Annotated in this window: 26 protein-coding genes; 13 read left to right on the forward strand and 13 right to left on the reverse strand. The window is 54.5% G+C overall.

Annotated elements, in window-relative coordinates:
- Positions 1-246: 246 nt before the first annotated feature.
- The 5 genes from PH7735_RS17255 to PH7735_RS17275 all read left to right on the forward strand — a co-directional run bounded on the left by PH7735_RS17255 (position 247) and on the right by PH7735_RS17275 (position 4,666).
- Positions 247-1,242, forward strand: a complete 996-nt coding sequence (locus PH7735_RS17255; protein WP_058312674.1) for a TRAP transporter substrate-binding protein — start codon at positions 247-249, stop codon at positions 1,240-1,242.
- A gap of 73 nt (positions 1,243-1,315) precedes the next feature.
- Positions 1,316-1,846 carry a TRAP transporter small permease gene (locus PH7735_RS17260; protein ID WP_233488345.1) on the forward strand — a complete coding sequence of 177 codons (531 nt, stop codon included), beginning with the start codon at positions 1,316-1,318 and terminating at the stop codon, positions 1,844-1,846.
- A 2-nt stretch (positions 1,847-1,848) separates the two neighbouring features.
- Positions 1,849-3,132, forward strand: coding sequence for a TRAP transporter large permease (locus tag PH7735_RS17265; RefSeq protein ID WP_058312675.1), 1,284 nt, complete (start codon positions 1,849-1,851; stop codon positions 3,130-3,132).
- 92 nt (positions 3,133-3,224) lie between these two features.
- Positions 3,225-3,947, forward strand: a complete 723-nt coding sequence (locus PH7735_RS17270) for a ribonuclease activity regulator RraA (protein ID WP_058312676.1) — start codon at positions 3,225-3,227, stop codon at positions 3,945-3,947.
- Positions 3,923-4,666, forward strand: a complete 744-nt coding sequence (locus PH7735_RS17275) for a FadR/GntR family transcriptional regulator (protein ID WP_058312677.1) — start codon at positions 3,923-3,925, stop codon at positions 4,664-4,666. The genes PH7735_RS17270 and PH7735_RS17275 overlap by 25 nt, the downstream gene beginning before the upstream one ends.
- A gap of 12 nt (positions 4,667-4,678) precedes the next feature.
- Here the strand turns inward: PH7735_RS17275 and PH7735_RS17280 are convergent, their stop codons facing one another.
- The gene (locus PH7735_RS17280) at positions 4,679-5,023 is read right to left on the reverse strand and encodes a cupin domain-containing protein (RefSeq protein WP_099272176.1); all 345 of its coding nucleotides are present in this window, start codon (positions 5,021-5,023) and stop codon (positions 4,679-4,681) included.
- A 468-nt stretch (positions 5,024-5,491) separates the two neighbouring features.
- On the opposite strand from PH7735_RS17280, the gene PH7735_RS17285 reads away from it, so the two are divergent.
- The 5 genes from PH7735_RS17285 to PH7735_RS17310 all read left to right on the forward strand — a co-directional run bounded on the left by PH7735_RS17285 (position 5,492) and on the right by PH7735_RS17310 (position 10,842).
- Positions 5,492-6,238, forward strand: a complete 747-nt coding sequence (locus PH7735_RS17285; RefSeq protein WP_058312679.1) for an SDR family NAD(P)-dependent oxidoreductase — start codon at positions 5,492-5,494, stop codon at positions 6,236-6,238.
- A gap of 74 nt (positions 6,239-6,312) precedes the next feature.
- Positions 6,313-7,809 (forward strand): aldehyde dehydrogenase (NADP(+)), encoded by a 1,497-nt coding sequence (locus PH7735_RS17290; RefSeq protein ID WP_058312821.1) that lies wholly within the window; start codon positions 6,313-6,315, stop codon positions 7,807-7,809.
- Positions 7,810-7,901: 92 nt separating this feature from the next.
- Positions 7,902-8,417, forward strand: a complete 516-nt coding sequence (locus PH7735_RS17295) for a redoxin domain-containing protein (protein ID WP_058312680.1) — start codon at positions 7,902-7,904, stop codon at positions 8,415-8,417.
- Between the two features lie 472 nt (positions 8,418-8,889).
- The gene (gene adh, locus PH7735_RS17305; RefSeq protein ID WP_058312682.1) at positions 8,890-10,434 is read left to right on the forward strand and encodes an aldehyde dehydrogenase; all 1,545 of its coding nucleotides are present in this window, start codon (positions 8,890-8,892) and stop codon (positions 10,432-10,434) included.
- A 66-nt stretch (positions 10,435-10,500) separates the two neighbouring features.
- Complete coding sequence (locus PH7735_RS17310) at positions 10,501-10,842, forward strand: DUF779 domain-containing protein (protein WP_058312683.1); 342 nt, start codon at positions 10,501-10,503, stop codon at positions 10,840-10,842.
- On the opposite strand, the gene PH7735_RS17315 is transcribed toward PH7735_RS17310, so the two are convergent.
- From PH7735_RS17315 to PH7735_RS17330, 4 genes are all read right to left on the reverse strand, one after another.
- Positions 10,839-13,040 carry a hybrid sensor histidine kinase/response regulator gene (locus tag PH7735_RS17315; RefSeq protein WP_058312684.1) on the reverse strand — a complete coding sequence of 734 codons (2,202 nt, stop codon included), beginning with the start codon at positions 13,038-13,040 and terminating at the stop codon, positions 10,839-10,841. The two genes, PH7735_RS17310 and PH7735_RS17315, sit on opposite strands and share 4 nt — an antisense overlap.
- A gap of 3 nt (positions 13,041-13,043) precedes the next feature.
- The gene (locus tag PH7735_RS17320; protein WP_058312685.1) at positions 13,044-14,213 is read right to left on the reverse strand and encodes an FIST N-terminal domain-containing protein; all 1,170 of its coding nucleotides are present in this window, start codon (positions 14,211-14,213) and stop codon (positions 13,044-13,046) included.
- A 32-nt stretch (positions 14,214-14,245) separates the two neighbouring features.
- Positions 14,246-14,944 carry a response regulator gene (locus tag PH7735_RS17325; protein ID WP_058312822.1) on the reverse strand — a complete coding sequence of 233 codons (699 nt, stop codon included), beginning with the start codon at positions 14,942-14,944 and terminating at the stop codon, positions 14,246-14,248.
- 130 nt (positions 14,945-15,074) lie between these two features.
- A complete protein-coding gene (locus tag PH7735_RS17330) occupies positions 15,075-16,841 on the reverse strand; it encodes a PQQ-dependent methanol/ethanol family dehydrogenase (RefSeq protein ID WP_058312686.1) in 1,767 nt (588 codons plus the stop codon).
- Positions 16,842-17,019: 178 nt separating this feature from the next.
- Here PH7735_RS17330 and PH7735_RS17335 point away from each other — a divergent pair, with 178 nt between their 5' ends.
- Complete coding sequence (locus PH7735_RS17335) at positions 17,020-17,565, forward strand: hypothetical protein (RefSeq protein WP_058312687.1); 546 nt, start codon at positions 17,020-17,022, stop codon at positions 17,563-17,565.
- A 16-nt stretch (positions 17,566-17,581) separates the two neighbouring features.
- On the opposite strand, the gene PH7735_RS17340 is transcribed toward PH7735_RS17335, so the two are convergent.
- The 7 genes from PH7735_RS17340 to PH7735_RS17370 form a co-directional block, all read right to left on the reverse strand.
- Positions 17,582-17,998, reverse strand: a complete 417-nt coding sequence (locus PH7735_RS17340) for a c-type cytochrome (protein ID WP_058312688.1) — start codon at positions 17,996-17,998, stop codon at positions 17,582-17,584.
- A 128-nt stretch (positions 17,999-18,126) separates the two neighbouring features.
- Positions 18,127-18,666 carry a tetratricopeptide repeat protein gene (locus PH7735_RS17345; RefSeq protein ID WP_058312689.1) on the reverse strand — a complete coding sequence of 180 codons (540 nt, stop codon included), beginning with the start codon at positions 18,664-18,666 and terminating at the stop codon, positions 18,127-18,129.
- A 72-nt stretch (positions 18,667-18,738) separates the two neighbouring features.
- Positions 18,739-19,530: a lanthanide ABC transporter permease protein PedC gene (locus PH7735_RS17350; RefSeq protein ID WP_058312690.1), complete on the reverse strand. Its 792-nt coding sequence runs from the start codon at positions 19,528-19,530 to the stop codon at positions 18,739-18,741.
- Positions 19,527-20,252, reverse strand: coding sequence for a lanthanide ABC transporter ATP-binding protein PedB/LutE (locus PH7735_RS17355; RefSeq protein WP_058312691.1), 726 nt, complete (start codon positions 20,250-20,252; stop codon positions 19,527-19,529). The genes PH7735_RS17350 and PH7735_RS17355 overlap by 4 nt, the downstream gene beginning before the upstream one ends.
- Positions 20,249-20,704, reverse strand: coding sequence for a hypothetical protein (locus tag PH7735_RS17360; RefSeq protein WP_058312692.1), 456 nt, complete (start codon positions 20,702-20,704; stop codon positions 20,249-20,251). Before PH7735_RS17360 ends, PH7735_RS17355 begins: the two co-directional genes overlap by 4 nt.
- A gap of 38 nt (positions 20,705-20,742) precedes the next feature.
- A complete protein-coding gene (locus PH7735_RS17365) occupies positions 20,743-21,702 on the reverse strand; it encodes a YVTN family beta-propeller repeat protein (RefSeq protein WP_058312693.1) in 960 nt (319 codons plus the stop codon).
- A 48-nt stretch (positions 21,703-21,750) separates the two neighbouring features.
- Positions 21,751-22,914: a lanthanide ABC transporter ABC transporter substrate-binding protein PedA1 gene (locus PH7735_RS17370; protein ID WP_058312694.1), complete on the reverse strand. Its 1,164-nt coding sequence runs from the start codon at positions 22,912-22,914 to the stop codon at positions 21,751-21,753.
- A gap of 175 nt (positions 22,915-23,089) precedes the next feature.
- On the opposite strand from PH7735_RS17370, the gene pedF reads away from it, so the two are divergent.
- Both pedF and PH7735_RS17380 read left to right on the forward strand, forming a co-directional pair.
- Positions 23,090-23,767, forward strand: a complete 678-nt coding sequence (gene pedF, locus PH7735_RS17375) for a cytochrome c-550 PedF (RefSeq protein WP_058312695.1) — start codon at positions 23,090-23,092, stop codon at positions 23,765-23,767.
- Between the two features lie 19 nt (positions 23,768-23,786).
- Complete coding sequence (locus tag PH7735_RS17380) at positions 23,787-24,689, forward strand: substrate-binding periplasmic protein (RefSeq protein WP_058312696.1); 903 nt, start codon at positions 23,787-23,789, stop codon at positions 24,687-24,689.
- Between the two features lie 124 nt (positions 24,690-24,813).
- Here PH7735_RS17380 and PH7735_RS17385 read toward each other — a convergent pair whose 3' ends face one another.
- Positions 24,814-26,901, reverse strand: a complete 2,088-nt coding sequence (locus PH7735_RS17385; RefSeq protein ID WP_058312697.1) for a 4Fe-4S binding protein — start codon at positions 26,899-26,901, stop codon at positions 24,814-24,816.
- Between the last annotated feature and the right edge of the window lies 1 nt (position 26,902).

The following is a 26,902-nucleotide window of genomic DNA, read 5'->3' on the forward strand; positions in this document are numbered from 1 at the left end:
AATATTTTCAATAACAAGTTCACAACTTCATTGGTGTGAACTTGTTTTTCGTTGCGCACATTTAACAAATCGAGATTAAGTGGACAAATTGGATTTTGCCGTAAAAATATGGATTTACCTCATAATTTACTGGGGTAATCGTCCATTCAGGTTTGTGAATTTTTGCAAATAATAAAAAAATAGTTGTAAAAATTTGTAACTCGTGTGAATTGTTTCGTGACAAATTGTCCATAGGAGGAGACGACAATGACGTTTAGCAACCTTATCGGTCGCGGAGCATTCGCACTTGCAGCCGCAGCAACCATGGCCATTGCGCCAATGGGCGCCGAAGCCAAAGACTGGCGCGGTTGGAACATTCACGTAGAAGACTATCCCGTGTCACACGGCATGGAAGCTTTTATGGCTGAAGTTGAAGAAAAAACCGGCGGAGAAATCAAAGGTAAAGTATTCCACGCTGGCGTTCTGGGATCTCAGCCCGACGCAATTGAGCAGTTGCGCCTTGGCGCTCTGGACTTTGCTGTATTTAGCCTTGGGCCTATGGGTCAGGCTGTTCCGGCCACCAACGTGGTTTCGCTGCCTTTCATCTTCAAAAGCATTCCACAGATGTATGAACTGATGGACGGTGCTGGTGGTGCTGCTCTTGGTGAGGCTCTGGAAGAAAAGGGCATCGTTGCTCTTGGTTACTATGATGCGGGCGCACGTTCTTTCTATAACTCGATCCAGCCTATCAACACCCCAGCGGACGTTGAAGGCATGAAGATCCGGGTTATGAACAATGACCTGTTCGTTGACATGGTGAACAACCTCGGCGGCAACGGTACACCAATGGCCTTTGCCGAAGTGTATCAGTCGATCAAGAACAACACCGTTGACGGTGCGGAAAACAACCCGCCATCGTATGAATCAACAAGCCACTTTGAAGTTGCTCAGTTCTATTCGCTGACACAGCACCTGATCATTCCAGAATGTCTGTGCATGAGCAAAAAAGCGTTTGATGCTCTGACACCAGAGCAGCAGGAAATCGTTAAAACAGCCGGCAAAAACTCGACCGATCTTCAGCGCAAGCTGTGGGGCGAGCGTGAAGCTGCTTCGATGGAAATCATCAAGGCTGGTGGCGTTCAAGTCAACGAAATCGCTGACAAATCTGCGTTCCAAGCCGCAATGGGCCCTGTCTATGACGGCTACCTGGCTGCAAACTCAGACATGACCGATCTCGTTAACCTGTTCCGCAACGCTGATTAATCTGCATTGCTAAATCAAAGTATGCCCCGGCGATAGCTGGGGCATACGACACCGGATTTGGAGGAAACAATCCGTGGAAGATGCACCCCGTTGGATGAAGCAAACTGAAAGAGTGCTGGATGGGTTGAGTTTCCTATGCATGCTGATCGCTTCAATCGCTCTTGTTGTTCTGATCGTTACATTTGGTTGGTTGGTTTTCGGGCGCTACGTCCTCAACTCTACACCGACCTGGGTTGAGCAACTCGCATTGTTGCTGATCTGCTATATCACTTACCTTGGCGCAGCAGTGGGTATCCACGACAACACCCACCTTGGCGTTACGATTTTCCGGGACATGATGCCGGCCAAAATCAACAGCTTTCTGCGTCTGCTTATCGATATCATTCTCGCCGCGTTCGGCCTGATCATGATGATCGCAAGTATTGATCTGGTTGTCTTTGGCTGGAGCACACTTCTCCCGATGCTGAGCATCCCCGAGGGCGTTCGTTCCCTGTCGGCGGCGCTGTGTGGTGGACTTGTGTTTATCTTTGCCGGCACCCGTGTCGCATTTCGAATAGCCTGCCACGTGCACGGCAAAACCTACGTTGAAAGAGGCTTGATCTAACTATGGGCTTGGCAATTCTTCTTGGAATCTTCGCGGTTGGAGTGGTGCTTGGCATCCCTGTCGCCTTCGCAATGGGGATCGCAGCATTGACGGCCTTTTGGTACGAAGGCTTCCCCTTGCTTCTAACCTTTCAAAGATCGGTTTCCGGTATTTCGGTCTTTTCACTTCTCGCCATTCCGTTCTTCATCTTTGCCGGTGAACTGATGCTTCACGGTGGTATTGCGATGCGCCTTGTGCGGTTTGCACAGACCCTCGTGGGACATGTTCGTGGCGGTCTGGCGACTGTAAACATCTTCTCGAGCATGCTGTTCGGGGGCATCTCTGGCTCGGCGATTGCTGACATCTCGGCGCTTGGATCAATCCAGATCCCGATGATGAAAGAGCGCGGATATCACCCGGACTATGCCGTGAACGTCACTGTGACGTCATCGATTGCCGGTATCGTTATTCCGCCCAGCCACAACATGATTATCTTCGCGGTTGCAGCAGGTGGAGGGATTTCGATCTCGAAGCTGTTCCTTGCGGGCGTCGTTCCGGGCATTCTAATGTGTGTTTGCTTGGCTGTGGCTGCCTATATCATTGCGATTAAACGCGAATACCCTGCCGAAGCCTTCCCTGGCTGGAAAGCTGTTTGGGTCTCGTCGTTGCATGCTGTTCCCGGCCTGATCACAGCGATCATCATCGTTGGCGGTGTATTGTCCGGCGTCTTCACAGTGACAGAATCCGGTGCATTCGGCGCGATTTACGCCTTGTTGCTGACGTTCTTTGTCTATCGCAGTCTGGATTGGGAAGGTTTCAAAACATCTGTTGTGTCGTCTGTACGGACAACGGCCATGGTCATGGTGCTAATCGGATTTGCAAGCTCGTTTGCCTATCTTCTTGCGCTGTATCAGGTTCCGGACAAGCTGAGCAGCTTTATGCTTGGTATCTCGAGCGAGAAGATCTTTGTTCTTCTGATGATCAACGTCATGTTGTTGGTTCTTGGAATGATCATGGACATGGCGGCGCTGATTTTGATCTGCACCCCAATCTTCCTGCCCATCGTCAAAGACCTCGGGATGGACCCAACACAGTTTGGCATCATGCTGCTGGTCAACCTTGGTCTCGGTCTGTGCACACCTCCGGTTGGTACATGTCTGTTCGTTGGCTGTGCTGTAGGGCGCGTCAAGATTGAGGAAACGCTGAAAACGATCTGGCCATTCTACCTCGCAATCTTGGCGGCTTTGATCCTGATCACATATGTGCCCGCCGTTTCGTTGTACTTGCCGTCACTACTGATCGACTAGGGGTGGCATCTCTCGCGACCCGAAAATGAAGTGTCGAAGTTGGCAGGTTTCGCCTTCTGGCTTCGACAACCAAAAACAAAAAATGGAAGGTAATGACCTTGCGAACCCTAGCTCCCGAGATTCATGAAAAGCTGATGAATGTCAGCACTGCAACACTTACGACGGCTTTGTTTCGTCGCGGTTTCCGCAATATTTTCATCCAGGGCCCGCTGCGGATGAATCCTGGCCCCAATATGGTCGGTCCCGCCTATACTCTGCGCTATATCCCGGCGCGTGAAGATCTTGATGGTTTGGAGTCCTTTGCGGATCGCGAAAACCCGCAACGTAAAGGTGTCGAAGAGTGTCCCGCAGGCGCGATCTTTGTGATCGACTCGCGTCAGGATGCGACAGCCGCGTCCGCAGGGTGCATTTTGGTGACGCGCCTTCAGGCACTGGGGTGTAACGGCATCGTCACCGACGGCGGCTTTCGCGATACTCCGGAAATCTCTGCGTTGGACATGCCTGCCTATCACTCACGGCCCAGTGCGCCGACCAATTTGACCAAACACCATGCTGTTGCGATCAATGACCCCATCGCATGTGGGGGAGTTTCTGTATTTCCCGGCGATATTTTGGTAGGAGACAACGAGGGAGTGGTTTGCATACCACTTCATCTGGTGGCAGAAGTTGCAGTAGAAGCAGAAGAGATGACAGTCTTTGAAGATTTCGTGTTGGAGATGGTGCAGAAAGGGGCGTCTACATTTGGCCTCTACCCACCAACCGACCCTGAAACGATGGACAGGTTTGAGGCATGGCGGAAGCAAAACAAAAGGTAAAAACCTCTTCGAAAGAGGCGGCCCCAGCTGGAAAGCTGGGGCGCGACCGGACACTTTCAGACCGGGTTTACGAGAAAATACTCTCGATGATCGTGAGAGGAGAGACGCCTGTCGGCGCCAAGCTTCCCACCGAACATGCGCTGAGTGAGCAGTTGGAAGTCTCTCGCCCTGTCTTGCGTCAGGCCCTGAAGCAACTTCGCGAAGATGGCGTGATTGTTTCTCGACAAGGGTCCGGATCTTTTGTGCAGCGGCGTCCCGAAGGGGCGGTTCTGGATTTTGCGCCGGTCGGGTCGATTGCCGATATCCAGAGAACCTTTGAATTTCGTGCAGCGGTAGAAGGTGAAGCGGCGTATCTGGCGGCGGAAAGACGCACGGATGCAGATCTGGCAAAGCTACGCGCGGTGCTGGACGAGTTGGATCGCTGTATCCAAGAGGGCGAACTCGGTGTTGATGCGGATGAAACGTTTCACGAGGTGATTTGCACAGCCTCGGGCAATCAATATTTCACTGCCGCGCGGACATCCATGAAGGCCAATATCCTGACAGGGTTGAATTTGACGCGGAACCTGTCACTGACCAAGCCACAAGAGCGTTTGGAACTGGTTCAAAGAGAGCACTATCAAATCTTTGAAGCGATCAAGAACCGCAATCAGGAAGAAGCGCGGGCCGCTATGCGGGCCCACGTCGAAAATGCGCGTAAACGGGTGTTTGAAGGGTAACCTTCGCAACCGTCATGTGGTGGGGAGACCGTGGGCTTCCATGAAGTCATCCCGTCTTGGTGTGAACGCGTCAAACAGAACGCCCTCTTCAAGACAGACGCAGGAATGCACAACATTCGTAGGGATGATCATCGCGTCACCGGGGGCAAGTGTCTTTGTGACGCCATCCACAGTGAATTCAAACAGACCGGTGGACACATAGGTTGTCTGCACATGCGGGTGGGAATGCGGCAGTCCTTCGCCGCCTTTTGCAAAGCGAAATGCGACCATCATCAGACCTTCGTCCTGACAAAGAATACGACGTTCGGCACCGGGGCCCGACACCATCCAGGCTTCGGGTGAATCAGAATTTATCATCATGGCGGGGGGAAACCTTTTGTTCGTGGGTCAAATTTCAATTGTAAGTATTTGTCATTTTTGATTTGCCATGTCAACAAATTTGGAACCCGCGCAACGGGTCTTGCTTTTCGGAAGTCGCAATTGCGGTTTAGATGCCAGATGGTCAGAAAACCCTTTTTATTTATGGAAAAAGAGACCTGACCTGCAGGGCGAAATCTACTCTGGAAAAGATTCTGTAAGCGCATCAAGGCATTGCACTGTCTCGGCGCATGCGGGGGTCACGGCAATCCTTATTTGTAAAAATTTGTATTGTTATGGTGGTGAAATTCAGATACGCCTTGTCACCAAGTGCCCCTAGGGGCCGGGTGAGCGTCTGACGTTAAGGACAAAAGACATCCGGCCAATTCGGGGCCTGCTGGGAGGCGATCAGACACTGCGAATACTCAGAGCTGAGCGCCCGTAAATAACAATGTGTTGGAGATGATGATGGACCTCAAAGGGAAAACGGCGATTGTAACCGGCGGCGGACGCGATATCGGTCGGGCATGCGTGATGGAGCTGGCTGCGCGCGGCGCAAATGTTGTGATCAACTATTTTGCAAGTTCCGAAGGTGCAGACAGTGCTGTCGCGGAAATCACGGCAGCTGGCGGTCAGGCGATTGCGCTTCAGGGTGACATGACCAAAGAAGCAGAAGTCAAAGCCCTGGTTGCAAAGACGGTCGAGACTTTCGGTCAGGTCGACACTCTTATTCACGTGACAGGCGGCATTATTGCACGCGTTCCTGTGTCCGAGATGACTTTGGACCATTGGCAGGCGGTGATGGACGTCAACCTGACATCCTTTGTATTGGCGGTACGCGAATGCCTGCCACATATGCCAGAAGGGTCTTCTATTGTTGGTCTTGCCTCTCAAGCAGGACGTGATGGCGGTGGACCGGGTGCTGCAGCCTATGGCGCATCCAAAGGCGCACTGATGACGTTGACACGTGGCTTGGCCAAAGAACTGGGCCCCAAAATTCGCGTCAACTCCCTGTGCCCCGGCATGATCGACACGGATTTCCACAACATCTTTACGAAACCCGAAGTGCGCACGCATGTTGCCAACGTCACGCCGCTTAAGCGCGAAGGCACATCCGAAGACGTTGCCAAGCTGGCTGTCTTCCTTGCATCTGATGATGCTGCGTTCCTCACTGGAACGAACGTCGACATTAACGGCGGCATGCTGTTCTCGTAAACACAACACAGTCTGCCCGTGCCTTGGAAAAAGGCTGCGGGCAGAGTGTTTTCTTTTATATGTGGGGATCCAAAATGGAATTGACCGGTAAACACCTGATTGCAGGCTCTTGGGTAGGTTCAGAACGCAGCTTTTCGTCCGATCCGGCAAAAGGGGACGCACGGGTGTTTTCTGTCGGGTCTCCTGAATTGGTTGATCAGGCTGTGCAGGCCGCGGAAGAGGCCTTTTGGTTTTTTAGCGCCACATCCGAGCAAGAGCGCGCAGATTTTCTGAACACGATTGCAGATGAAATCGAAGCACGCGCAGATGGTATCACCCAGATCGGGTGCGAGGAGACCGGTTTGCCCGAAGCCCGTCTTCAGGGGGAACGTGGCCGCACAATCGGTCAGTTGCGTATGTTTGCGTCGCATATCCTTGATGGCGCGTACCTCAACCGCCGTCATGACGACGCTCTGCCTGATCGTGCGCCTTTGCCACGTTCGGATCTACAGCTGGCACAGCGCCCCATTGGTCCGGTTGTCGTGTTTGGCGCATCGAACTTTCCACTCGCGTTCTCGACCGCTGGGGGCGATACGGCCTCTGCTTTGGCAGCCGGGTGTCCCGTTGTAGTACGCGGGCATGCCGCGCATCCCGGAACGGGCGAAATCATCGCTCAGGCGATTGATGCGGCCGTGTCTCGCTGTAAATTGCACCCCGGCGTGTTTTCCTTTCTTCAAGGGGATGGCTTTGAAGTCGGGCAGGCGCTTGTTCAGCACCCGCTGGTCAAGGCCGTCGGATTTACCGGTTCGTTGCGCGGGGGGCGTGCGCTGTATGATTTGTGTGCCCAGCGTCCTGAACCCATTCCTTTCTTTGGCGAGCTTGGATCGATCAACCCTGTCTTCCTGATGCCCGAGGCTCTGGCCGCGCGCGGTGCCGCGATCGGCACAGCATGGGCGGCGTCTTTGACCATGGGTGCAGGGCAGTTCTGTACCAACCCCGGTGTCGTGTTCGTGGTTGATGGCCCCCAAGCGGATGCCTTTCAGGCCGCCGCACAAGAGGCTCTGAGCGCGCAAGGTGCCCAGACCATGCTGACCAAGGGCATCGCATCTGCCTATACCGGTGGACGTACCGCGATTGCACAAACCGATGGTGTCGAAACGCTTGTCAGCACGCCAGAGGCGGATGAACGCTCTGCCATGCCGAGCGTATTTGTCACCAGCGGGGAAAACTGGCTGGCCAACGAAACTCTGGCCGAAGAAGTGTTTGGCCCCTTGGGCATTATCGTCCGTTTCGTAGATATGGACGCGATGACCGAAGCTGCAAAACGGCTTGATGGGCAATTGACCTGCACGGTCCATTGCGATGCCGACGATCGTGCCGCAACCAGATTGTTGCTTCCCATTCTGGAACGCAAGGCCGGCCGCATCCTCGCAAACGGGTTTCCGACGGGCGTAGAGGTCTGCGATGCGATGGTGCACGGTGGGCCATACCCTGCTTCGACCAACTTTGGTGCGACATCCGTGGGCACTATGGCCATTCAACGCTGGCTGCGGATGGTCTGCTATCAGGACATGCAGGACATTTTGTCCTGAGATGCAATGAGCGGGATCGGGGGCGAGCCACGCCCCTTGATCGCCGTTTTATGAACCGTTTTTGTTAGTCGAGACAAATCGAGGAGACAACCATGCAAAATTCCAAACCGCGTGTTGGCGCGCCTGTTGACGAAACCAGCTTTCCATCGGTCTCGGGAGAAACCGTGACTATCGGTCAGGCCAAAGACCGCTGGACCATGCTTTTTGTGTATCGTGGGCGTCATTGTCCGCGCTGCAAACGGTTCCTGAACAAACTGAATGCTGTTTTGGCGGACTGGACAGAGGTGATGGACGTCGTTGTTGTGTCTTCTGACACAAAGGAAAAAGCTTTGGCTGACAAAGCCGAATTCAATTGGGATTTCGAGCTTTGCTATGGTCTCACCGAAGCCCAGATGCGGTCTTTGGGGCTCTATGTTTCGGACCCGCTTTCAGAAGCGGAAACAACCGACCGATTTGCCGAGCCTGGTGCCTTTGGATTGCGTCCGGATGGCACTCTGATGCTTGTCGATATTTCTAACGGCCCTGCGGCGCGTCCCGATCTGGAAGAGCTGCTGGATGGTATGAAATTCAACATCACGAATGACCGTCCCGTCCGCGGACTGGCCTGATTATCCACGCCTAAAACAATAGGGTTAGCGATGCCTGTCTGGGTGATTGCTAACTCTTAAAAACGACCCGCGCAAAACGCCCAGTAATATTCATGATGGGGCATGGCGATCCAGAGAGTGCCTTTGGGATCGGCGCAATACGTCAACTTATCAATCGCTTGTCGTTTTTCCCCGTGCCACAACTTGCGAAGGTAAGTTTGGCGTTTTCGACAAGTGCCAAGAAATCCGGCGATGTGGCCTGTCGTTTGGGCGCAATTTTGCGAGCGGAGTCTGACGTCCTTGCCAGCAGAGCCGGATATCGATTCTGCAACAGGTTCAGCATCCTACCAACGTCGCACAGACCAAGGTCCAATACCCGCAATTTGGCTGCCTTTCTATGTTGAGCGCAGCACCGGACCAGGTGCCTAACAGAAGGATTAGGTCCATGGGATTCGCTGCATTTCTTGGAACTCTATTAAAGGGGAGGAATGACATGAACATTCAAAATACAATACAGGTTAGCGCCGCATTGGACACAACGCATCTGGGCGTCGAGTTTCCATTCAAAGCGCGTTATGGCAACTTTATCAACGGCGCTTTCGTAGAGCCGAAGTCAGGTCAGTATTTCGAAAACACCACACCAATTACAGGTGAAGTTATTTGCGAAATCGCGCGGTCGAACGCCGAGGACGTTGATGCAGCGCTGGACGCGGCCCATGCGGCATTCCCGGCCTGGGGGAAGACATCGACAACCGTGCGTTCCAACATGTTGCTGAAAATCGCCGACATCATGGAAGCGAACACTCAAAAACTGGCTGCCGCCGAGACTTTGGACAACGGCAAGCCAATTCGTGAATCGATCGCGGCCGATCTGGCGCTTTGTGTTGATCACTGGCGTTATTTTGCGGGCTGCATCCGCGCCGAGGAAGGTGGCATTTCCGAAATCGACGGTGACACCTATGCCTATCACATCCCCGAGCCCCTGGGTGTTGTGGGTCAGATTATCCCATGGAACTTCCCGCTGTTGATGGCTGTCTGGAAGCTGGCGCCTGCACTTGCTGCTGGTAACTGTGTTGTCATGAAGCCTGCCGAGCAGACTCCGGCCTCTATTCTGGTGCTGATGGAACTGATCGCGGACGTGCTGCCTGCCGGTGTTCTGAACATCGTCAACGGTTTCGGCCTCGAAGCAGGCAAGCCGCTGGCATCGTCTAACCGCATTGCCAAGATCGCGTTCACCGGTGAAACCACCACAGGCCGTTTGATCATGCAGTATGCGTCGCAAAACCTGATCCCGGTAACGCTGGAACTGGGTGGCAAGTCGCCAAACATCTTCTTTGAAGACGTAATGAGCCTTGATGATGAATACTTCGACAAGTGTCTCGAAGGTTTCACCATGTTTGCTCTGAACCAAGGCGAGGTTTGCACCTGCCCAAGCCGTGCCCTGATCCAAGAGTCGATCTATGACGACTTCATGGCCCGCGCGATCGAACGTGTAAAAGCGGTCAAGCAAGGCAACCCGCTGTCGATGGACACCATGATCGGTGCACAAGCATCGACCGAGCAGAAAGAGAAGATCGCGTCCTATCTGCAGCTGGGCAAAGACGAAGGCGCCGAGTTGCTGACCGGTGGTAACGTGTCGAACCTGTCGGGTCTTGAGGGTGGCAACTATATCGAGCCAACCGTGTTCAAGGGCCACAACAAGATGCGCATCTTCCAGGAAGAAATCTTTGGGCCTGTCCTTTCTGTGACAACCTTCAAGGACGAAGCAGAAGCGCTCGAGATTGCCAACGACACCCTTTATGGGCTGGGCGCTGGTGTCTGGACACGTGACACAAACCGCGCGTTCCGCTTTGGTCGTGAAATTCAGGCGGGCCGTGTCTGGACCAACTGCTATCATGCGTACCCTGCGCACGCCGCATTTGGTGGATACAAGCAATCGGGCATCGGTCGTGAAAACCACAAGATGATGCTGGATCACTATCGCCAGACCAAAAACCTGCTGGTGTCTTACAGCCCCAACGCTCTGGGCTTCTTCTAAGAAAGTCCAACCTCCGACCGGCCCCATTTCTCCCGTGGGGCCGGTTCCTCAATATAGGGACCTGTTATGACCGATAAGATGAAAGTAACCGCAACCGAGGCCGCTCTAGAGTTGATATCAGAGCTTAAAGGGCGATTTGGCGAGCATCTGTTGTTTCACCAATCCGGCGGTTGTTGCGACGGTTCTGCCCCGATGTGCTTTCAAAAGGGCGACTACATTGTTGGTGACAGTGATGTTCTGGTCGGCGAGATCGGCGGCGTTCCGTTTTACATGAATGCGGATCAATACGAACGCTGGGTCCATACGGATCTGGTGATTGATGCGATCTCGGGAATTGGCGGTATGTTTTCTTTGGAAAACGGCAGCGGCAAACGGTTCCTGACCCGCTCTGATGTCTGTATCCGCTAGGCGGGCATCACCTTTTCCATGAACCCTCTGAGTGTGTCGGGATTGATGGGTTTGTGGAACAAGGTCACGCCAAGAGTGTCGCAAACACCCTGTAAATCAGGCGAGCGATTGGCCGTGATCAAACATGCCGGTATTTGCCCATACGCCCCGCGCAGATCGGCAATGGCATCTGTGCCAAAGGCCCCGTCATCAAGCTGGTAATCGGCGACGATAACATCGGGGGCGATGTCCACCTCGTGCAAGACATTTTCGGCTTCTGATTGGCTGGCACAGGGCAAGACATCCAACCCCCAGTTTTCCAACGTGATCGTCATTGCAGAGCGCAGGCTTGCATCATTCTCGATCAGAACAGCAATGCGATGTTCAAAGGACAAACCTTTGGAGGTGGGGATCTCTGACGGGACATATCGCAGGTCAGCAAGGCTTTTGGGCAATTCTACAGTGAAACATGTACCCGTCCCCGGCGTGGATCTGAGTTGCAAAGGATGTTTCAGCAGTCGGCATGCGCGATCCACAATGGCCAAACCCAGCCCCATGCCTTCTGACGGGCTGGCGGTGGCATTCAGCCTGTGAAACTCGTCGAAAACCTTTTCCTGCTGGTCTTCGGGAATGCCGGGTCCCGTGTCCCAGATTTCAACGCGCACAGATGATTTACCCTGCCTGACCCCAATCAGAACCTTGCCACGATCCGTATACCGGATTGCGTTCGAGGCGAGGTTTTGTAAAATCCGGCGCAGATACGCCGCATCGCTTTGCACAATTGCGTCGCAACAGACCATGCGGAATTCGAGGCCTTTGCTCATCGCAAGAGGTTTGAGTTCATCGTTCAGCTGATTAAGCAGGTCTTTGAGGTGAATGGCGGAAATATCAACTGCCGCGAGGCCGGAATCCAGTTTGGAGATATCCAACAGAGCCCCAAGGATACGTTCCACGCTGACAAGCGCATTACTGGCCTTGGACAAACGGCTTTGCCATTCGGTGTTATCCAGTTCTTCTTCCAGAGACGCGACAAACAGTTTGGCAGCCGACAAGGGTTGCAAAAGGTCATGGCTGGCCGCGGCCACAAAGCGTGACTTCGAAGCATTGGCGCGCTCTGCTTCGGACAGGGCATCTTCCAGTTCCAGCGTGCGCTCAGCAACACGTTGTTCCAGAGTTTCGTTGACCTGGCTGATGGCACGAACTGCGGCCCGTTCTGCCGAAACATCCGTAAAGCTGATCACGAACCCGCGGTCAGGCATCTGCTGGGCAAAAACCGCGAGTGTCCGTTCGCGACCGATGCCGATTTCAAAGGACAGCGGGGCGCGCTTTGCTTTGCTGGCAATCCATGCCTCGACATCGCTAAGCCCTGTTTTACCGTGAAAGTGAACGTCTTCGCGGATCAAACTGTAGAGCGTGTTGAAATAGGTGCCCAATTGCTGCTTGTTTGCCTGGATCGACAAAAGTTCACCAGCGCGCCGGTTCCCCCCGACCAATCTGTTCTGGGCATCGAAGATGAAAACACCTTGGTTGAGGTGTTCCAGAGTGGCCTTGATCAGGCGACTTTGATCATCAAGAAGACGGTCGCGTTCCTGCCGTTCGAGCCGCATCATATCCGTGATATCGGTCTGGATAATGACCGTGCCCCCATCCGGCGTGCGGTGTTCGCTGACTTGCAGCCACCTGCTTCCGGCCATGCGTGCGTTGAACACCGCATGGTTGTCCTTGTGGCGGGAAATCCGATAGGCTTCCCACCCTTCCGAGGTTTCGCCTTCTGGCAGGGAAAGATACGGGCTTGTCGCGACAAGATGCACATACTCTTCAAACCGCAAACCCGGTTTGAACAGGTGATAGATGTCCAGCATATGCTTGCCAAAACGGCTGTTGCACATGACAAGTTCATCTTTGGCGTTGAACAGGGCAAACCCTTCCTGCACCGTTTCGATCGCATTGGCGAGGTTGGCACGGGCCGCTTCTGTTTCTGCGTTCGCATTTGCGAGCCGCGCATTGGATTCGTTCAGCAGATCAAGGGCATGTTCCAGCTCTTTGGTTCGACCGCGCACTTCTTCCTCGAGCATGACCGCGCGCTGGAACTGGGCATAGGCCGCGCCGGATGCCTCTGAACTTTGCTCGACACGCCGCATGAGCGTTTCAGTGATCTTGAGAAGTTTCTCGTTCTGACGTTCAAGCGTGTCTTTGGGATCGATAAGCTCATAAGCCATGTGTCAGGATACACTCGGAGGATAGATTGCAACGCCGGTCAGGGTCTGGTTCACGTGCATTGAGTTGATTTGTTCACCGTAAGTGGAAAACCCCAACACACGGTTCTTGGCCAGAATATCGGAAATCTCTCGGGTTTGCTGTTTTTGCTGGGCTTCCAGACGCCGCAAAATGCAATCACAGGCGAGAACGATATCGGGTGTTTGAGGCGATGACATTTCGTCAATTTCACGGGTCAGATGCGTCACCATGTTTTCGGCTTCTGCAAGGGTCAGTACGACGCCCTCATCAATGGCCGAGAAAAACACAAGGTCGCCATTGTCTGCAACTTGCTGGATCGCACGCACATGGTGCTGGTCGCCGATCTGGACAACAACGGGATGGGCGGCAAACGTAAACGCGGTGAGTTGCTCGGGGTCTTTGCCCAAGACACGCGCATATTCGCGCGCTGCGGGTTCTGCGTTGATCTCGTGAACAATACGGCGGGCAGGGTCGGCGCCTGTCACGACCATGCGTGTTTCGGTGGGGATCAGATGATCTGTTTTGAACACCTTGATCGGGCAAAGGGTGCGCACCTGGATCAAAACCGCCGCATTGGAATGGGCCTTGCCCCCGTGTAGGACAAAAGTCTTGCCAAAGTCCGTGCCGTCTCCCGCGGAGCCGCCAAAAAACGGAACGGGTCCCAAGCCGACAGACAATTGCGACGTCAGCTGGTCTTCTTTTGTCGACAGGCCGTCAATCAGCAAAAAGGTGAAATCGGACTCCCAGTCTGGCGTTTCTCTGGCCATATGATTGCGATTGCTGATCATCTTCTCGATCAGGGCATGGGGATCAAAAGCGTTGAGGTCTTCCACGAGAATGGTGCGGGTGTGGAAATACTCTTGCGGAAATCCGATGGCAACGATTTTGCCTTCAGTATAGCCGGTCTCAGCCAGCTCGCCCGCCGTGGTGCATCCCACAACCTGAGCCGGAGCAAAGGTTTTCTGGGCCTCATCAATCAGCCTTGAAACATCTGTCTGCGGGGAAAGGAACAAAACGACAAGGGACAGGTCGCCCGGATGCAGCGCCTCGGCCAAACGCGCGACGGCGTCTTCTGCCTGACAGTCGACAAAACCCGACCGGACAACCTGATCGGTTGCTGGCATATCTCCGGACAGACCACGCAAATGGTCCATCTCTTTCTCCTCCCTAAGTAACGTCCGCCAGATTAGACAGGGGGCGTCGTGTCGTGCAAGACATTTGCAAAGCTGGTCTGCTTTGCAATCAGAACCGCCTGTGTGCGGCTTTGCACCCCGAGTTTCCTCATGATGGCCGTTACATGTGCTTTGACTGTTGTTTCCGCGATGGACAGATCAAATGCGATCTGCTTGTTCAGTTTACCCTCGCAGATAAGCTGAAGAATGCGGGCTTGTTGGTTGGTAAGAGACGCCAGTCGTTTGACTGCGTCATCCTTGTCGGCGGTATCGACTTCCTCCAAAAGTTGATATCCGTCAGGGATAAACGTCTCTCCTGCTTGTAATTTATCAATTGCTTTGTGGAACACATCACGCTGGCTGTGCTTGGGAATAAAGCCCGCTGCCCCTGCGTGGATCACCGAGCTGATGATCCGGTTTTCCGCCATGGATGACACAACGACGATCGGGGCCGTCGTTGCGTTGCGCAACCGCACAAGCCCATCCAGCCCCTTGACGTCAGGCAGGTTCAGATCAAGCACGACCAGATCGACCTGGGCCCCTTGGTTCAACAAATCCAGCGCACTTTGAAGTGTTGGAGACGTATGCATGCTGTTGATGGACGAAACAGCCTGAAGTGTCATCGAAAGCGCATCACAAAACAAAGGGTGATCGTCAACGATCAATGCCGCATGAAATTGCCGGATGTCTGGCGTTTCGGAAGTTAGGGGCATTCGACGTCCACTCTGTTTATTCACGATCAGCATAGCAAAGCCGTCTGTTCCAGAGCTATACGCCTAAAGTCGTAGAACGACAAACGCGCGCCCAAGGGGGCGCGCGTCCAGTCGTAAAATCCGTTTTGGATTACTTGGCCATGGCCAGTTCTTTTGGAAGTTTGAATGTCCAAACCAAACCACCTTGGTTCAGGTAGTTGACCTTTTTGGCCACTTCACCACCCCAAAGAGGAACCGCGCCGCCCCAGCCGGAAACGATCGTGACATACTGGTCACCATCCTGTTCCCAGGTCACGGGCTGACCAACGATGCCGGAACCGGTCTGGAACGACCAAAGCACTTCACCGGTTTCGTCATCAAAGGCGATGAATTTGCCTTCCGGAGTACCTGTGAACACAAGGCCGCCAGCGGTCGTCATCACGCCGCCCCACAAGGGAGCATCGTTTTTGAATTCCCACTTGATTTCGCCAGTGTCAGGATCGATCGCTTTCAGGCTTCCGATGTGGTCTTCATAGTTCGGCTTGATCGTAAAGCCGGCACCCAGATACGCCGCACCCTTTTTATAGGTGATCGGCTCGTTCCAGATGTCCATGCCCCATTCGTTCGAAGGCACATAGAAGTTGCCGGTGTTCTGGCTAAACGCCATTGGCATCCAGTTTTTGCCACCAAGGAAGGACGGCGAAGCAAAGATGATCTCGCCTTTCTTGCCGTCTGCCGCAGCGGCCGGATTGCCCGGACGGTTGGCTTCGTTGAAGATCGGGCGGCCCGTGTCGTCAATGCCGTCTGCCCAGCTGATGTCTTTCACAAAAGGCGCGGCCGAAACGAATTTGCCATCTTCACGGTTCAGAACATAGAAGAAGCCGTTACGGTCTGCTGTTGCATAACGCTTGTTACCGTCACGGTCGGTATAGGCCACAACTTCGTTCACACCATCATAGTCCCAGCCTTCGCGAGGCGTGGTCTGGAAGTGCCATTTGATTTCGCCCGTTTTGGGGTCGATACCTATCCGGCTGGCGGCATAGAGGTTGTCGCCCTTGTTGCCCTCAACAGGTGTACCCGCGTTGCGCAGGTGGCTGTTCCAGGGGGCAGGGTTGCCTGCACCAAACACCAGCGTATCGGTGTCGGCATCATATGAGCCGCCAAGCCAGGTTGCGCCGCCGCCGGTCTTCCACATATCGCCAGGCCAGGTCGCGTTCAGCTCACCGGTCATTGTGGATTCTTTACCGTTGAGCGTGCCCATGTGACCTTCGATCACCGGACGGGTCCAGACCAGTTCGCCGGTTTCGGCATCGCGGGCTTGCACTTCACCAATAATGCCGAATTCACCACCCGAGTTGCCGGTGACAACCAAACCGTCCACAATCAGAGGGGCGGCAGTATAGGAATAGCCAGCTTTGTAGTCGGCAATCTTCTTGCGCCATTTGACGTCACCGGTTTTCAGGTCCAGCGCAACAATGCGGGCGTCCAGTGTGCCGAAATAGAAGTTGTCGCCATAGATGGCGCCACCACGGTTGATCACGTCACAGCAAGGCAGGATGCCTTCCGGAAGGCGGGCATCGTACTGCCACAGTTCGTCGCCGGTCATAACATCAATCGCGTAAACGCGGCTGTAGGATCCGGTGATATACATCACACCGTCATAGATCAGCGGCTGGGTTTCCTGCCCACGCTGTTTTTCACCGCCAAGCGAAAACGCCCATGCGGGTTGCAGTTTGCTGACGTTCTCTTTGTTCAGGATATCGAGAGGGCTGTAGCGCTGAAGGTGGCGCCCCATCCCGTTGGTGACCACCTGTGTGGTGATGCTCTGATCGTTCTTCAGTTCGTCTTCGGTCACGCCTGCAAAGCTGCTGCTTGCTACCATGACACCTGCGACGACCGCTGTAATAAAGCGATTCATGTGGGCTCCTCCCATCTGTCACTGTTCCATTGGCCAGAGCCCGTTCACGCGGGAACCTAGCCACGCACATTATTGGAAAGACGGACTTGAAGCGGTATTGCACAATGGTCGTAGGGGCGTGTTTTGGTGAATTCGATAGAATTATCTTTGAAACGCGCAACGAACAGGGGGGCAAGCCATGACACTGTTTTGCACATTGGCAGCGGCTTTGGGGCTGATGACGGCACCTTTGATGGCCCAAGAGGGCTTGTCGGGAACCAAGACCATTTACCTGCTAGAGAAAGACGCCAAACGTCATGAAATCGGACAGGTGGATTTTGCAGATGACGGAACGTATGCGGTGCGCCTTCACGAGCATTTGTTCGAAGATCATTTCCTGTCGATGAGACCTTTCAAGTGTCTGGAGGGCAATGAAAAACAGTGGTGCTATGTGCCATACCCCTATGCCAATAACCGGCGCATAGATTCCGCGGATCTGACCGATCTGGAGTATGATCTTCTGTTCCTGTGGAGGGGGGCGTCCGACTATGGCATCAACATGTGGAATGGCGTCTATTACAGCCTGTCGTTTGAGGAAAACCATCTGATCGGCACCCTGAACGAAGTTGACATGAATGTGTTGTCTGCCCCGCCAGAAGATGGCGAGATGCGTCCGATCAAAAGTCGGGATTTGCATGAAGCAGACCCCGACAGCCATTGGCTGCCGGGGGTGATCATCGAATAATTTTCGAAGCGCGGGCTTAGTCTGAAATGGTCGACCCGTCACGAGTCGTGATTGATTCCAGATAGGCCAGAATGAAATCTTGAACCGTGCTGTCCTTGATCCCGACGTGGCGCATTTTGGTGCCTGGCATAAAGCCCGCGTTGTCTTCCATCCACGCGCGCAAAGCGGCGGTTGTCCAGACGATGCCCGAGGCCTCTAGAGCGACGGAATAGTCATAGTCCGGATAGCTTCCGGCCGCGCGACCGACAATGTTTTCCAATGGGGGACCATAGCTTTCGTGGTCGGACCCTGTCGCATGACAGCGACGGCATTCCGAGCCAAAAAGTGTCGCGCCTGCGTCGACCTTTACCTTTTCAAATGTTGCCTCGCTGGCCAATGCCGGTGCGGTCAATGCACCAAGGGCAAGGCAAATAGCTGGGATGATTTGTTTCATAATATCCTCCGGGGTTATGCTGCCCCAAGTGTAGGAGGATGTGATGTCAAATTCATTGAAATAATAAGCGAAATCAATAAGTTCGACCTATACTTTGGTCGTAGGTTTCCCTTGATATGAGGGGTCACCTAGAACAAAGGTGCATATTTCCAATTGTCGGCGTCTGGCGTGACTTCGTCCGGGTCGTAATCCGCTCGCTTCAGACGTTGGGCAATTTTCAAGCCCTCGGCGGCGGCTTCATCGACAAGTTCACGGCCCAATTCTTCGTTTTGGGCCACGCCATGTCCGCGGATCAGATCAAGTCCATAGTTGAATTTTCCCACCGGATCGCCCGCCTCGGCTGCACGCCGGTCCCAGTTTGCCGCGGCATCGGGGTTGTAGCCTCCTCCAAGACCGTTGTTGTCCAGCTGGCTCATCCATGTCATCGCGCCGGTGTATCCGTCATTGGCACAGGTCTCGAACAATTTCCGCGCCATCTCGTGGCGGCCACTTTTGGTAATGAAATACCCCGAAGCACAGGTGGTCATATCTGTCTGCCCGCGTTGGATGTTTTCCATCACTTTGCCAAGAGTCATTTCTTCGGGGTTGAGTGTTCCATGATCATCCTCGCCGAACACCAGAGTTGGCGCAAAGGCAAGCAATGTACAAAAGGTGAGCGGCTTGAGCATGTCGGGTCCTCCGTTTCGCGAATTTAACAAAAAAAACGCAGACGATCACCGGTGTTATGGTCGTAGGAAAGGTCAGCCTTTGCGCCGTATCATGCCGCGCGCCGGATCATATCCCCAAAGGGCAATCGCCAATAAAATCAGGGCCGCGCCACAGGTCCAGAGCAGTGCCGACATGTTGAATTGCCCATAAAGGGCGAACCGGATCAGTTCGACCGCATGTGTAAAGGGGTTCGCGGCACAAATGTCATGTAACAGTTCCGAACTCTCGGCCATTTTCCACAAGGGGTACAAAGCCGAAGACAGGAAAAACATCGGGAAAATGACAAAGTTCATAACTCCCGCAAAGTTCTCTAGCTGTTTGATAAATGATGACAAAGCCAACCCCAGGGCGCCCAACATCAGACCGGCAATCAACAAGGCTGGCAGCACGCTCAAATACCCAGCGGCTTCAAAACGAATGCCATACAGGGCCGTAATCCCCAAAAACGTATAGACCTGCAGGATCGAGATAGAGGTACTGGCGAGAAGCCTGCAAAACAAAAGCCACCATCGGGGCAGGGGGCTGGTCAGCAAAAGACGCATCGACCCCATTTCGCGGTCATACACAAGAGACAGCGAGCTTTGCATCCCGTTGAACAAAAGGATCATGCCGCACAGGCCCGGCACAATATATGTCTCGTAAGTTGTGTAGGTCTCGTATGGGGGAGTGATGGACAGCCCCAGCGCGGCCCGAAAACCGGCAGCAAACACAACCAGCCACAAAAGCGGGCGTATCAGGGCGGCGATAAAACGGCTGCGCTGTCCGACAAAGCGTCTTGCTTCGCGCGCGACAATCGCAATCAGGACCACCACAAACGGCTTCATGCCACCGTGCTTTCTTCGGTTAGTGACAAAAAGTGATCGGCCAACGGCTGTGTGCCTCGTAGCGCCTGCGCTGTGCCGTCTTCCAGCAAACGCCCCTGATGAAGGATCAGCAATTGATCGGTGTCCTGAATTTCATCCGTCAAATGCGTTGCCCACAGCACGGTGAGCCCTTCGGATTGAGAAAGCGCATGAATGTGATCTGTAATGGATTTGCGGGTCGCGGCATCCAGACCGACAGTGGGCTCATCAAGAAGCAGAACGCTGGGTGTGTGGATCAGGCTTCGCGCAATCTCGAGCCTGCGCCGGTGCCCGCCGTTCAGATCGCGCACCGTTTCTTTTTGGCGTTCTCGCATATTCAGCCGATCCAACGCGGCCTCAATACGTGTATTCGCGTCACGCCCCGAAAACCCATGAAGGGCCGCAAAATAAGTGAGGTTGCGGTGTACGGTCAGATCAAGATCAAGCGTGGGCTGCTGAAACACCACCCCCATCTGCTTCAAGGCTTTTCGCGGTGCTTGGGACAGGTCATGTCCCGCGATTTCAATTGTTCCATCGCGGGATGTGAACAGACGCGTCAAAAGGGCGAAAAGGGTTGATTTACCTGCACCGTTTGGCCCGAGGAGGGCGCAAAAAGATCCTTGGGGAATGTGAAACGACACCTCCCGAAGGGCCTGTTTGCGGCCATAGGCAAAGCTTAGTTGATCAACCCTTAGTCCGCTCACTGAATCGTAATCTCGAGTCTTTGTGTTTCTCCCGTCGATCCGGGAACCTTCAGATAGTATTGCCCCGGCTTCAAGGCGACGAACCCTATTTCCATTTCGCCGGCTTCGTCAAATTCAACGCTGTCGAGGCCAAGTGGGCGTATCTCAAGCCCTTCTATCACGATTTCGTCGATCCAGATCGCGCGAAAAAATTCCGGTCCGATCAGGGCCAGTTCCTGACTGCCATCCGCCTGAATTTCGAATTCATAGTATGTGCCGGATTTGAGCGTCCAGGGCGCATCGGCCAAAGGCATCCCCGCAGACAGCGAGATCGGCGGCAAGTCTTCTTTGTTCGATGCAGACAGAATGCCGGCCAGACCGAAATTTGGTGCGTCATCATCATCATCGTCGGCTTGCGCCATCAGCGGAAGCGCGAGGCTAAAAGCGGCGGCAAGGGTGACAAGTTTGAACATGGAAAACTCCTGAGATGGTATTTGAATTGGAAACGAAGTCACGGGCGAAGGGCGGCGCCCCATGGGAACCGGCCCACCTTGATCGATTTGATCGCTTCGCGTTTGGCGACATCGATCACAGTGACATCACCGGACACGCCGTTGGTGGTGAAAAGCAGGGACTTGTCGGGGGAAAAGGCCATGTGCCAGACACGGCGCCCAACAAGGATATAGTCTTCGACCTCAAGCGTTTCAGCATTGACGGCAGCGACATGGTTCGAGGGGCCCAGTGCCACAAAAGCGGTCTTTTCATCATCGGTGAATTCAAATCCGACGGGTTGAACGCGATCGGGATGCACGCCTTTGACCTTAAAGCTGATTTTGCCTTTTTCGGCCTGTGAGGCTGTATCGAATACCGAAATCGTGCCGCCAATTTCAGAACTGACCCACAACTCGGACCCACCTGCCGTGAATTCTGCGTGGCGGGGGCGAGAGTCGACAAGTGTATTTGCAAACAGTTCGCGGGTTTCCGTGTCGATCCAATGGGCCATATTCGTCGTTTCCGACGTCGTGATTGCAATCTTGCCGTCGGGAGAAACGGCCATGCCTTCTGGTTCGATGCCGACGTTGATCTGGGCGATCACGGACCGCGTTTCTGTATCAACGACTGTTGTTACGGCATCATCTTCGTTGGCAATGTAAAGATGGCGGTCATTGGGATGCAGCACAAATTGTTCGGGGTCCTCGCCCGAAGGCAATTCATGCAAGATGTTGCCCGTCACTGGATCCATCACCTGAACCGTGTCGCTGTCCGACGCACAGATATAGACCTTGGAGAAATCCTTGGAAAAGGTAATGCCGCGCGGGCGTTCGCCGGTTTCAATGGTGCGGATGACCTCAAGTGTGGCGATGTCGATGACACTGACCGTGTCGTCCTTTTCGTTGGTAACCCATATCTCTGCCGAGATCGCCGGTGAGGCGAAAGCCAGCGCTGTCACAAAGGGGATCAGGCGTTGCATAGGTGTCTCCGTCGAAAGTCTGGTGCCAAAAGGGCGTGAATTGGGGGGTTAATCGAATGCGGTGCAGCTGCTTTCAGGTGCATCCAGCCCCAGCGTGTCGAGTTCATTTCTTTGATGCAGATACCCTTCCATCGGGGCCTGCGCGGCAAGGGCGCGGTCCGTCACCAACGGGATGGGCTGGCGCAATTGTCCGTTCCAGTCGCGATAGCTCAGCGGGCGTCCCTTGAATCCGGCAAGTTCGAAGTTTTCGGACAGAATATAGGCGCGTAGAACCTCGGGATCGTTGGAACCGGTGCGTGTCACCGCTTCACCGATCGTGCGCACGGCGGCCCAGGCGGCATAGTCCTGCGGGCGCATCGACCGCTGGGCCAGATCATTGAAACGCGATTGCAATTGTGCAGCGCCCCATTGTTCGACCACGGGGGCCCAGGCCACTGGCACCAACCCTTCCGAGCCTGCAACCGGCCGCGGCAGCCATGTGTTATAAGCGATATAGCGGCCGAAATCGCCAATCTCGTCAGCGATCAAAAGAAGATCGTGTTTGCCCAGCTCTTGCGTGAAAAGCGGGACTTCCTGAGCCGCGTTGCGACGCATGTCTGCGTCAAAGGCCCATGTTTTTTCGGCAGACATCGACATGCCGAACTTTGCCGCGCTCTTCTTGAGGGCCTCGGCAAACGCAATATCCGTGTTATGCGTTCCGGCGATCAAGGCCAGTTTGTCCCAGCGTTTCGCGCGTGCGAACTGCATCAGGGCATCGCTTCGCATGAGATCCGAGGGGAGCGTGTGCAAAACATTGCTGCGACAGGCGTCATCCCGCAATGCCATGTCCGAACTTGATGTGTTGAACAACAGAGCAGGCTGTGCGCTGTCCAGATCAGCAATGCGAAGGACGTCTGCCGCAGGTGCATTCAGGATTACAAACGAAGACGTCGCCAAAGCCTCCTCTGCCGCGCCAACCAGATCACCGCCAATTGGAACTTTGATGGTTTCCATTTGGTATTTGTGACCCATGAACGTGCCCGTCGTCAGGTTGTCTTTCAGGGCCAGCATCGCGCCGGCCTGTCCAAGATCAGACGGTCGGGTATCGAGATTCGAAAGTGTCGGCGGGTGTTCGATTTCCTGTTCGAGATACACCATCGGCACGGCGATTTCCGCCAAAGCAAAGGTGGCGTTCAGTGCCAGACAGGCGATGGCTAACGGAAGGTGTCGCACGTGTCCTCCCACGGTTGTGCAATCGGTTTTAGCAAGCCTAAGGCCGGATAAACCGGACACGCCATAGGACCAAGGTCGTATGGAAATTGTGGCGATCTCAAACTTAAGTCTCGTATCAACGGATAGCCGAGGTTGGATAGTGTTTGTTCCAGCATACGACGAACGGGAGGAACCTATGTTCAGAATACCTATGGCCGCTTTGGGCCTGATTGTGTCGACCTCGATTGCGCATTCACATGGGGATGTTGCCCCTCAACCGATGAATACAGACGCGTTGCCGGATGTTGGTGAAGAGTGGTTGATTGAAAACCCTTATCGCGCTGAAAGCGATGAGGTCTGGAAAGCGGCCATCGAGATCGGAGACAGCGGATACAACCAAAACTGCGCGCGCTGTCATGGCTTGGGCGGTGTCTCGGGCGGCCTCGCACCAGACCTGCGGTATCTGGAAGCCGAAGAATACGGTGACGAATGGTATGTCGAACGCTTTCAGGTCGGATACACCCAGAATGGCATCACAAAAATGCCAGCCTTTGGCGAGTTGCTTGGTCAAAAGGCCGCTTGGGCAATCCGCACATATCTCGAAACGCGCCCAGATGACGGTGAACTGGACGAAGCAACACCACGCCTGTTGCAAATCCGTGATGAATTGGATGCTATGGCAGACGGAGCAAGCGGCGATGCCGTGGCCCTTCAGGCCGAGCTGGAAACAATTGCCAATGGCGTAGAAACCGGTTCCGGCGCACCTATCGCAGATAGCGTGGCCTTCCGTGCCGCCTATCTGATTTCCGGGTCGGAACCAAATTTCTCGGCTGCGGCAGAAGCGTTGACCGTTGGCCTTTCGGCTGCACACTAGAACACAAAGATTGGGGCACATGATTTCACGTCGTACTGGACTTCTTCTCTCCCTGATGGCAAGCTGCGCTTTCTCGCAAGCGGCAAACGCCCGGTGCGAGGATTATGTGCCCCAAGCAAAACCCCAGAATGCCTCTCGTGATCGTGTGGGGCAGGACCTTGATACCATTCAGGAGCGGGGTTTCATCACATTCGCCGCTTATGAAGATTTTCCGCCCTGGTCCTTTGAAGAGGGCGGCAAGGCGCGCGGCGTCGACATCGAGATCGGCCGCATCATTGCACAGGATTTGGGGGTCGAGGCCCGCTTTAACCTTGTCGCGCCCGGCGAAGATTTGCAGACAGACCTGCGTAATTGGATCTGGAAAGGCCCCATCGTAGGCGGCCGCGTTGCAAATGTCATGTTGCATGTCCCTTATGACAGCAACTTTGCATGCCGCGTCGAACAGGTTGTGTTTAACGGCCAGTATCACGTTGAAGAAATCGCCATTGCCTATCGTGAAGATGCCTATCCGGAAGACCCGCCGGTTCCGGCCTATTTCCGGTTTGACACTGTTGCCGTCGAAAATGATTCAATCGCCGACTTTTACCTGTCGTCTTTTCCCGGCGGGCAGCTTGGACACAATGTGCGGCGCTTCCCGTCGATGACAGACGCCATGCAGGCTCTTTCAGAGGCCGAGACGATGGCAGCGATGGGGCCTTTGGCGCAACTCGAGGCGGACCTGCAGGACGGGTTGGCGGTACACACGCCCCCCTTGCCCGGGTTTGCGGTTGGCAGCTGGACAGCGGGCGTCGCGGTGCACTTTGCCTATCGGCCTTTGGCCTATGCCGTGGATGATGCGATCTATGCTGCCATTCAGGACGGGCGCATTGAGGCGATCTTTGCAGACTACGGTTTGACCTATCGTCCACCAGAGTTGCGTTAACTCTTCATAAACTATGAATAGTTCCGACATCAGAGAGCGTGCGCCATTGGCGTGCGCTCAAATTCTTGGGTGTTTTGCTTGTTCCCTGCCGACCAGAGCGGCGGGGCGCCGTGATCTGAAGGGATTACTCTGCCGCTTCTTGGGGGCGCTTCTGCGATCTACGGTTGGCGATGATCAGAGGCACACAGCGGGTCTGGTCGTTGTGAATGCTCACACAATCAAGGCATCCGAAACATTCCGAGTACTGGATTTCTCCGGTTTTGCGGATCGCACCATAGCTGCATTTCACTTTGCACAACTGGCACGGTGATCCGCATTCTTCGCGCCGTTCAATCCATTTGCGCCCGCGTAGTAATCCGCCGATCGCCATCATGGCCCCCAAGGGGCAGACATACCGGCAGAACCCTTTGAACAGAACCATCCCAGACAAAAGCCAGATCGCGGCGTAGGCAACATAAAACCATTCGCGCTGGAACAGGGTTGTGATTGCGGTTTTGAAAGGTTCGACCTCGGCGGCTTTGTCGACGTTGTCGGGCGCAACAAAAACGGTTGCAACCAGTCCGAGCAACAACAGGTATTTGAGCGCCTTGAAGCGGGCATCCCAGAGCGGGGACAAATCGTATTGGGGCAAACGCAGCTTCCGGCCAAGATGATGTGCGAACTCTTGCAGGGCCCCAAAGGGGCACAGCCATCCACAGAAATACCCGCGCCCCCAAAGAACAAACCCCAAGATCGTGAAGCCCCAGATCACGAGCGAAAACGGATCATAGACAAGGAAAGCAAACGATCCGCCCTCGTAAAGCGTGCGAATGACCCCCAGCACGGTAACAATTGACAGCTGTCCCTGACCCCACCACCCGATAAAGACGGTCACAAAGGCGAGGATCGCCAGCCGCAACGGGGTGAATGCGGGGACATTGGCCAGCGGATTCTGGGCGAAAAGCAACACGCCGGTCAGCACAGTCAGAAAGAGCGTCAGGACAATCAAATCCCCTTGGCGCCCGCGCACCGCTTCAAGCCAGGCCGGAACAGGTTTCACGACACCGGGACGTTCAAAGAAGCGTTCATCAGTGCTGTGCTTTACTGTCAGGGTTCGGGTTTCGGTTTCCGGCTGGAACATGCCGTGTTCACGGATGGCCGCAACATTCAGGATCCATTCACGCGCGGGATCAAACCCAAGACGTCTGTCGGTGCGCAGGATCATCATGGCTCCGTCCTGAATCGCGTCTGGCAAATCGGGGGACAGATCGACCAACAGGTCGCTGTCTCTTAGAGCAACGGGAAACCCATCCTGCTCGGCAGACAGCCAGTCCGGCGCCGTATTGCGCACAAAGTCGGGGCTGACCAACCCGTGACGGGCGGTGTCCACCACCAGAATGGGTTCGTCTTCCGGCGAAATGGATAAGAATTCCTGTAGTTCGGTAAAACCGTCGTCAGACAAAACGGCGCGTGCGATTGCGGGCGGGCCCAGATCAACAACCCAAAGATCAAGATAACGCCCTTCGGGATCATCCTTGGCCTCGGGGTCATCGTCTTCCCAAAGCGTTCCGGCAAAAGCCTGATCGATCTCTGCATTGGTCACCGTTTTGCGTGTTACCAACCCTTGGGTCACCAAATCGTCCCAAGTGAGAGCCTCTTCATAGTCGCGCTTGGGGTGCGCCGGAGGTTGCGTCGAGATTCCCTGCATCTTCTCGCGGGCCACGGCAAGCGCGGCACCCATGACGGATTCGTGGGCGATCCGCACCGAGGCCGTGGCTTTGGTCACCCCGTCAAGATACACCAGCGACCCGCCAGAGCCGCCATCGCCATAAGGGGTTCCAACCACGATCGACGACGAGATCGACAGGCCGGGGTATTGCTCGAAAAACTTGTGGAAGGGGGCCTCTCCAAGCCCGGAAACAAAGATGGGTTCGTTGTGTTCCAGAAGACGAACGTCCAGAAAATTGCCTTCCAAATCAAGAACGACCAACACGTTGATTGCAGCGCCCGAAAAACCAGGCAGGGGGGCAAGGGGTTCGGTTTCAAAGACATATCCCGCCTCTGCGCCACCCGAGTTCAACAAGGAATAGACCCCGTTGTCATTCACGGGATCCCCAAGCGAAAAGGGGGGCATGATCAAAGTGGCGAGTGTATCGCGCTCAAGCGGAGATGCCTGCGCGATTGCGGCAGACATCAACAGCAGACTGGTCAGGATAATATGAATAACGCGCATG

The sequence above is a fragment of the Shimia thalassica genome (assembly GCF_001458215.1).
Lineage (GTDB): Bacteria > Pseudomonadota > Alphaproteobacteria > Rhodobacterales > Rhodobacteraceae > Shimia > Shimia thalassica.

Excerpts from the sequence above, each read along its gene's own strand:
- PH7735_RS17330 (WP_058312686.1), bottom strand. The coding sequence starts at position 16,841 with ATGAATCGCTTTATTACAGCGGTCGTCGCAGGTGTCATGGTAGCAAGC.
- PH7735_RS17270 (WP_058312676.1), top strand. The coding sequence starts at position 3,225 with ATGACCTTGCGAACCCTAGCTCCCGAGATTCATGAAAAGCTGATGAAT.
- pedF (WP_058312695.1), top strand. The coding sequence starts at position 23,090 with ATGTTCAGAATACCTATGGCCGCTTTGGGCCTGATTGTGTCGACCTCG.
- PH7735_RS17310 (WP_058312683.1), top strand. The coding sequence starts at position 10,501 with ATGACCGATAAGATGAAAGTAACCGCAACCGAGGCCGCTCTAGAGTTG.
- PH7735_RS17265 (WP_058312675.1), top strand. The coding sequence starts at position 1,849 with ATGGGCTTGGCAATTCTTCTTGGAATCTTCGCGGTTGGAGTGGTGCTT.
- PH7735_RS17315 (WP_058312684.1), bottom strand. The coding sequence starts at position 13,040 with ATGGCTTATGAGCTTATCGATCCCAAAGACACGCTTGAACGTCAGAAC.
- PH7735_RS17340 (WP_058312688.1), bottom strand. The coding sequence starts at position 17,998 with ATGAAACAAATCATCCCAGCTATTTGCCTTGCCCTTGGTGCATTGACC.
- PH7735_RS17320 (WP_058312685.1), bottom strand. The coding sequence starts at position 14,213 with ATGGACCATTTGCGTGGTCTGTCCGGAGATATGCCAGCAACCGATCAG.
- adh (WP_058312682.1), top strand. The coding sequence starts at position 8,890 with ATGAACATTCAAAATACAATACAGGTTAGCGCCGCATTGGACACAACG.
- PH7735_RS17350 (WP_058312690.1), bottom strand. The coding sequence starts at position 19,530 with ATGAAGCCGTTTGTGGTGGTCCTGATTGCGATTGTCGCGCGCGAAGCA.
- PH7735_RS17290 (WP_058312821.1), top strand. The coding sequence starts at position 6,313 with ATGGAATTGACCGGTAAACACCTGATTGCAGGCTCTTGGGTAGGTTCA.
- PH7735_RS17360 (WP_058312692.1), bottom strand. The coding sequence starts at position 20,704 with ATGTTCAAACTTGTCACCCTTGCCGCCGCTTTTAGCCTCGCGCTTCCG.
- PH7735_RS17285 (WP_058312679.1), top strand. The coding sequence starts at position 5,492 with ATGGACCTCAAAGGGAAAACGGCGATTGTAACCGGCGGCGGACGCGAT.
- PH7735_RS17280 (WP_099272176.1), bottom strand. The coding sequence starts at position 5,023 with ATGATAAATTCTGATTCACCCGAAGCCTGGATGGTGTCGGGCCCCGGT.
- PH7735_RS17295 (WP_058312680.1), top strand. The coding sequence starts at position 7,902 with ATGCAAAATTCCAAACCGCGTGTTGGCGCGCCTGTTGACGAAACCAGC.
- PH7735_RS17325 (WP_058312822.1), bottom strand. The coding sequence starts at position 14,944 with ATGCCCCTAACTTCCGAAACGCCAGACATCCGGCAATTTCATGCGGCA.
- PH7735_RS17380 (WP_058312696.1), top strand. The coding sequence starts at position 23,787 with ATGATTTCACGTCGTACTGGACTTCTTCTCTCCCTGATGGCAAGCTGC.
- PH7735_RS17275 (WP_058312677.1), top strand. The coding sequence starts at position 3,923 with ATGGCGGAAGCAAAACAAAAGGTAAAAACCTCTTCGAAAGAGGCGGCC.
- PH7735_RS17255 (WP_058312674.1), top strand. The coding sequence starts at position 247 with ATGACGTTTAGCAACCTTATCGGTCGCGGAGCATTCGCACTTGCAGCC.
- PH7735_RS17385 (WP_058312697.1), bottom strand. The coding sequence starts at position 26,901 with ATGCGCGTTATTCATATTATCCTGACCAGTCTGCTGTTGATGTCTGCC.
- PH7735_RS17365 (WP_058312693.1), bottom strand. The coding sequence starts at position 21,702 with ATGCAACGCCTGATCCCCTTTGTGACAGCGCTGGCTTTCGCCTCACCG.
- PH7735_RS17345 (WP_058312689.1), bottom strand. The coding sequence starts at position 18,666 with ATGCTCAAGCCGCTCACCTTTTGTACATTGCTTGCCTTTGCGCCAACT.
- PH7735_RS17335 (WP_058312687.1), top strand. The coding sequence starts at position 17,020 with ATGACACTGTTTTGCACATTGGCAGCGGCTTTGGGGCTGATGACGGCA.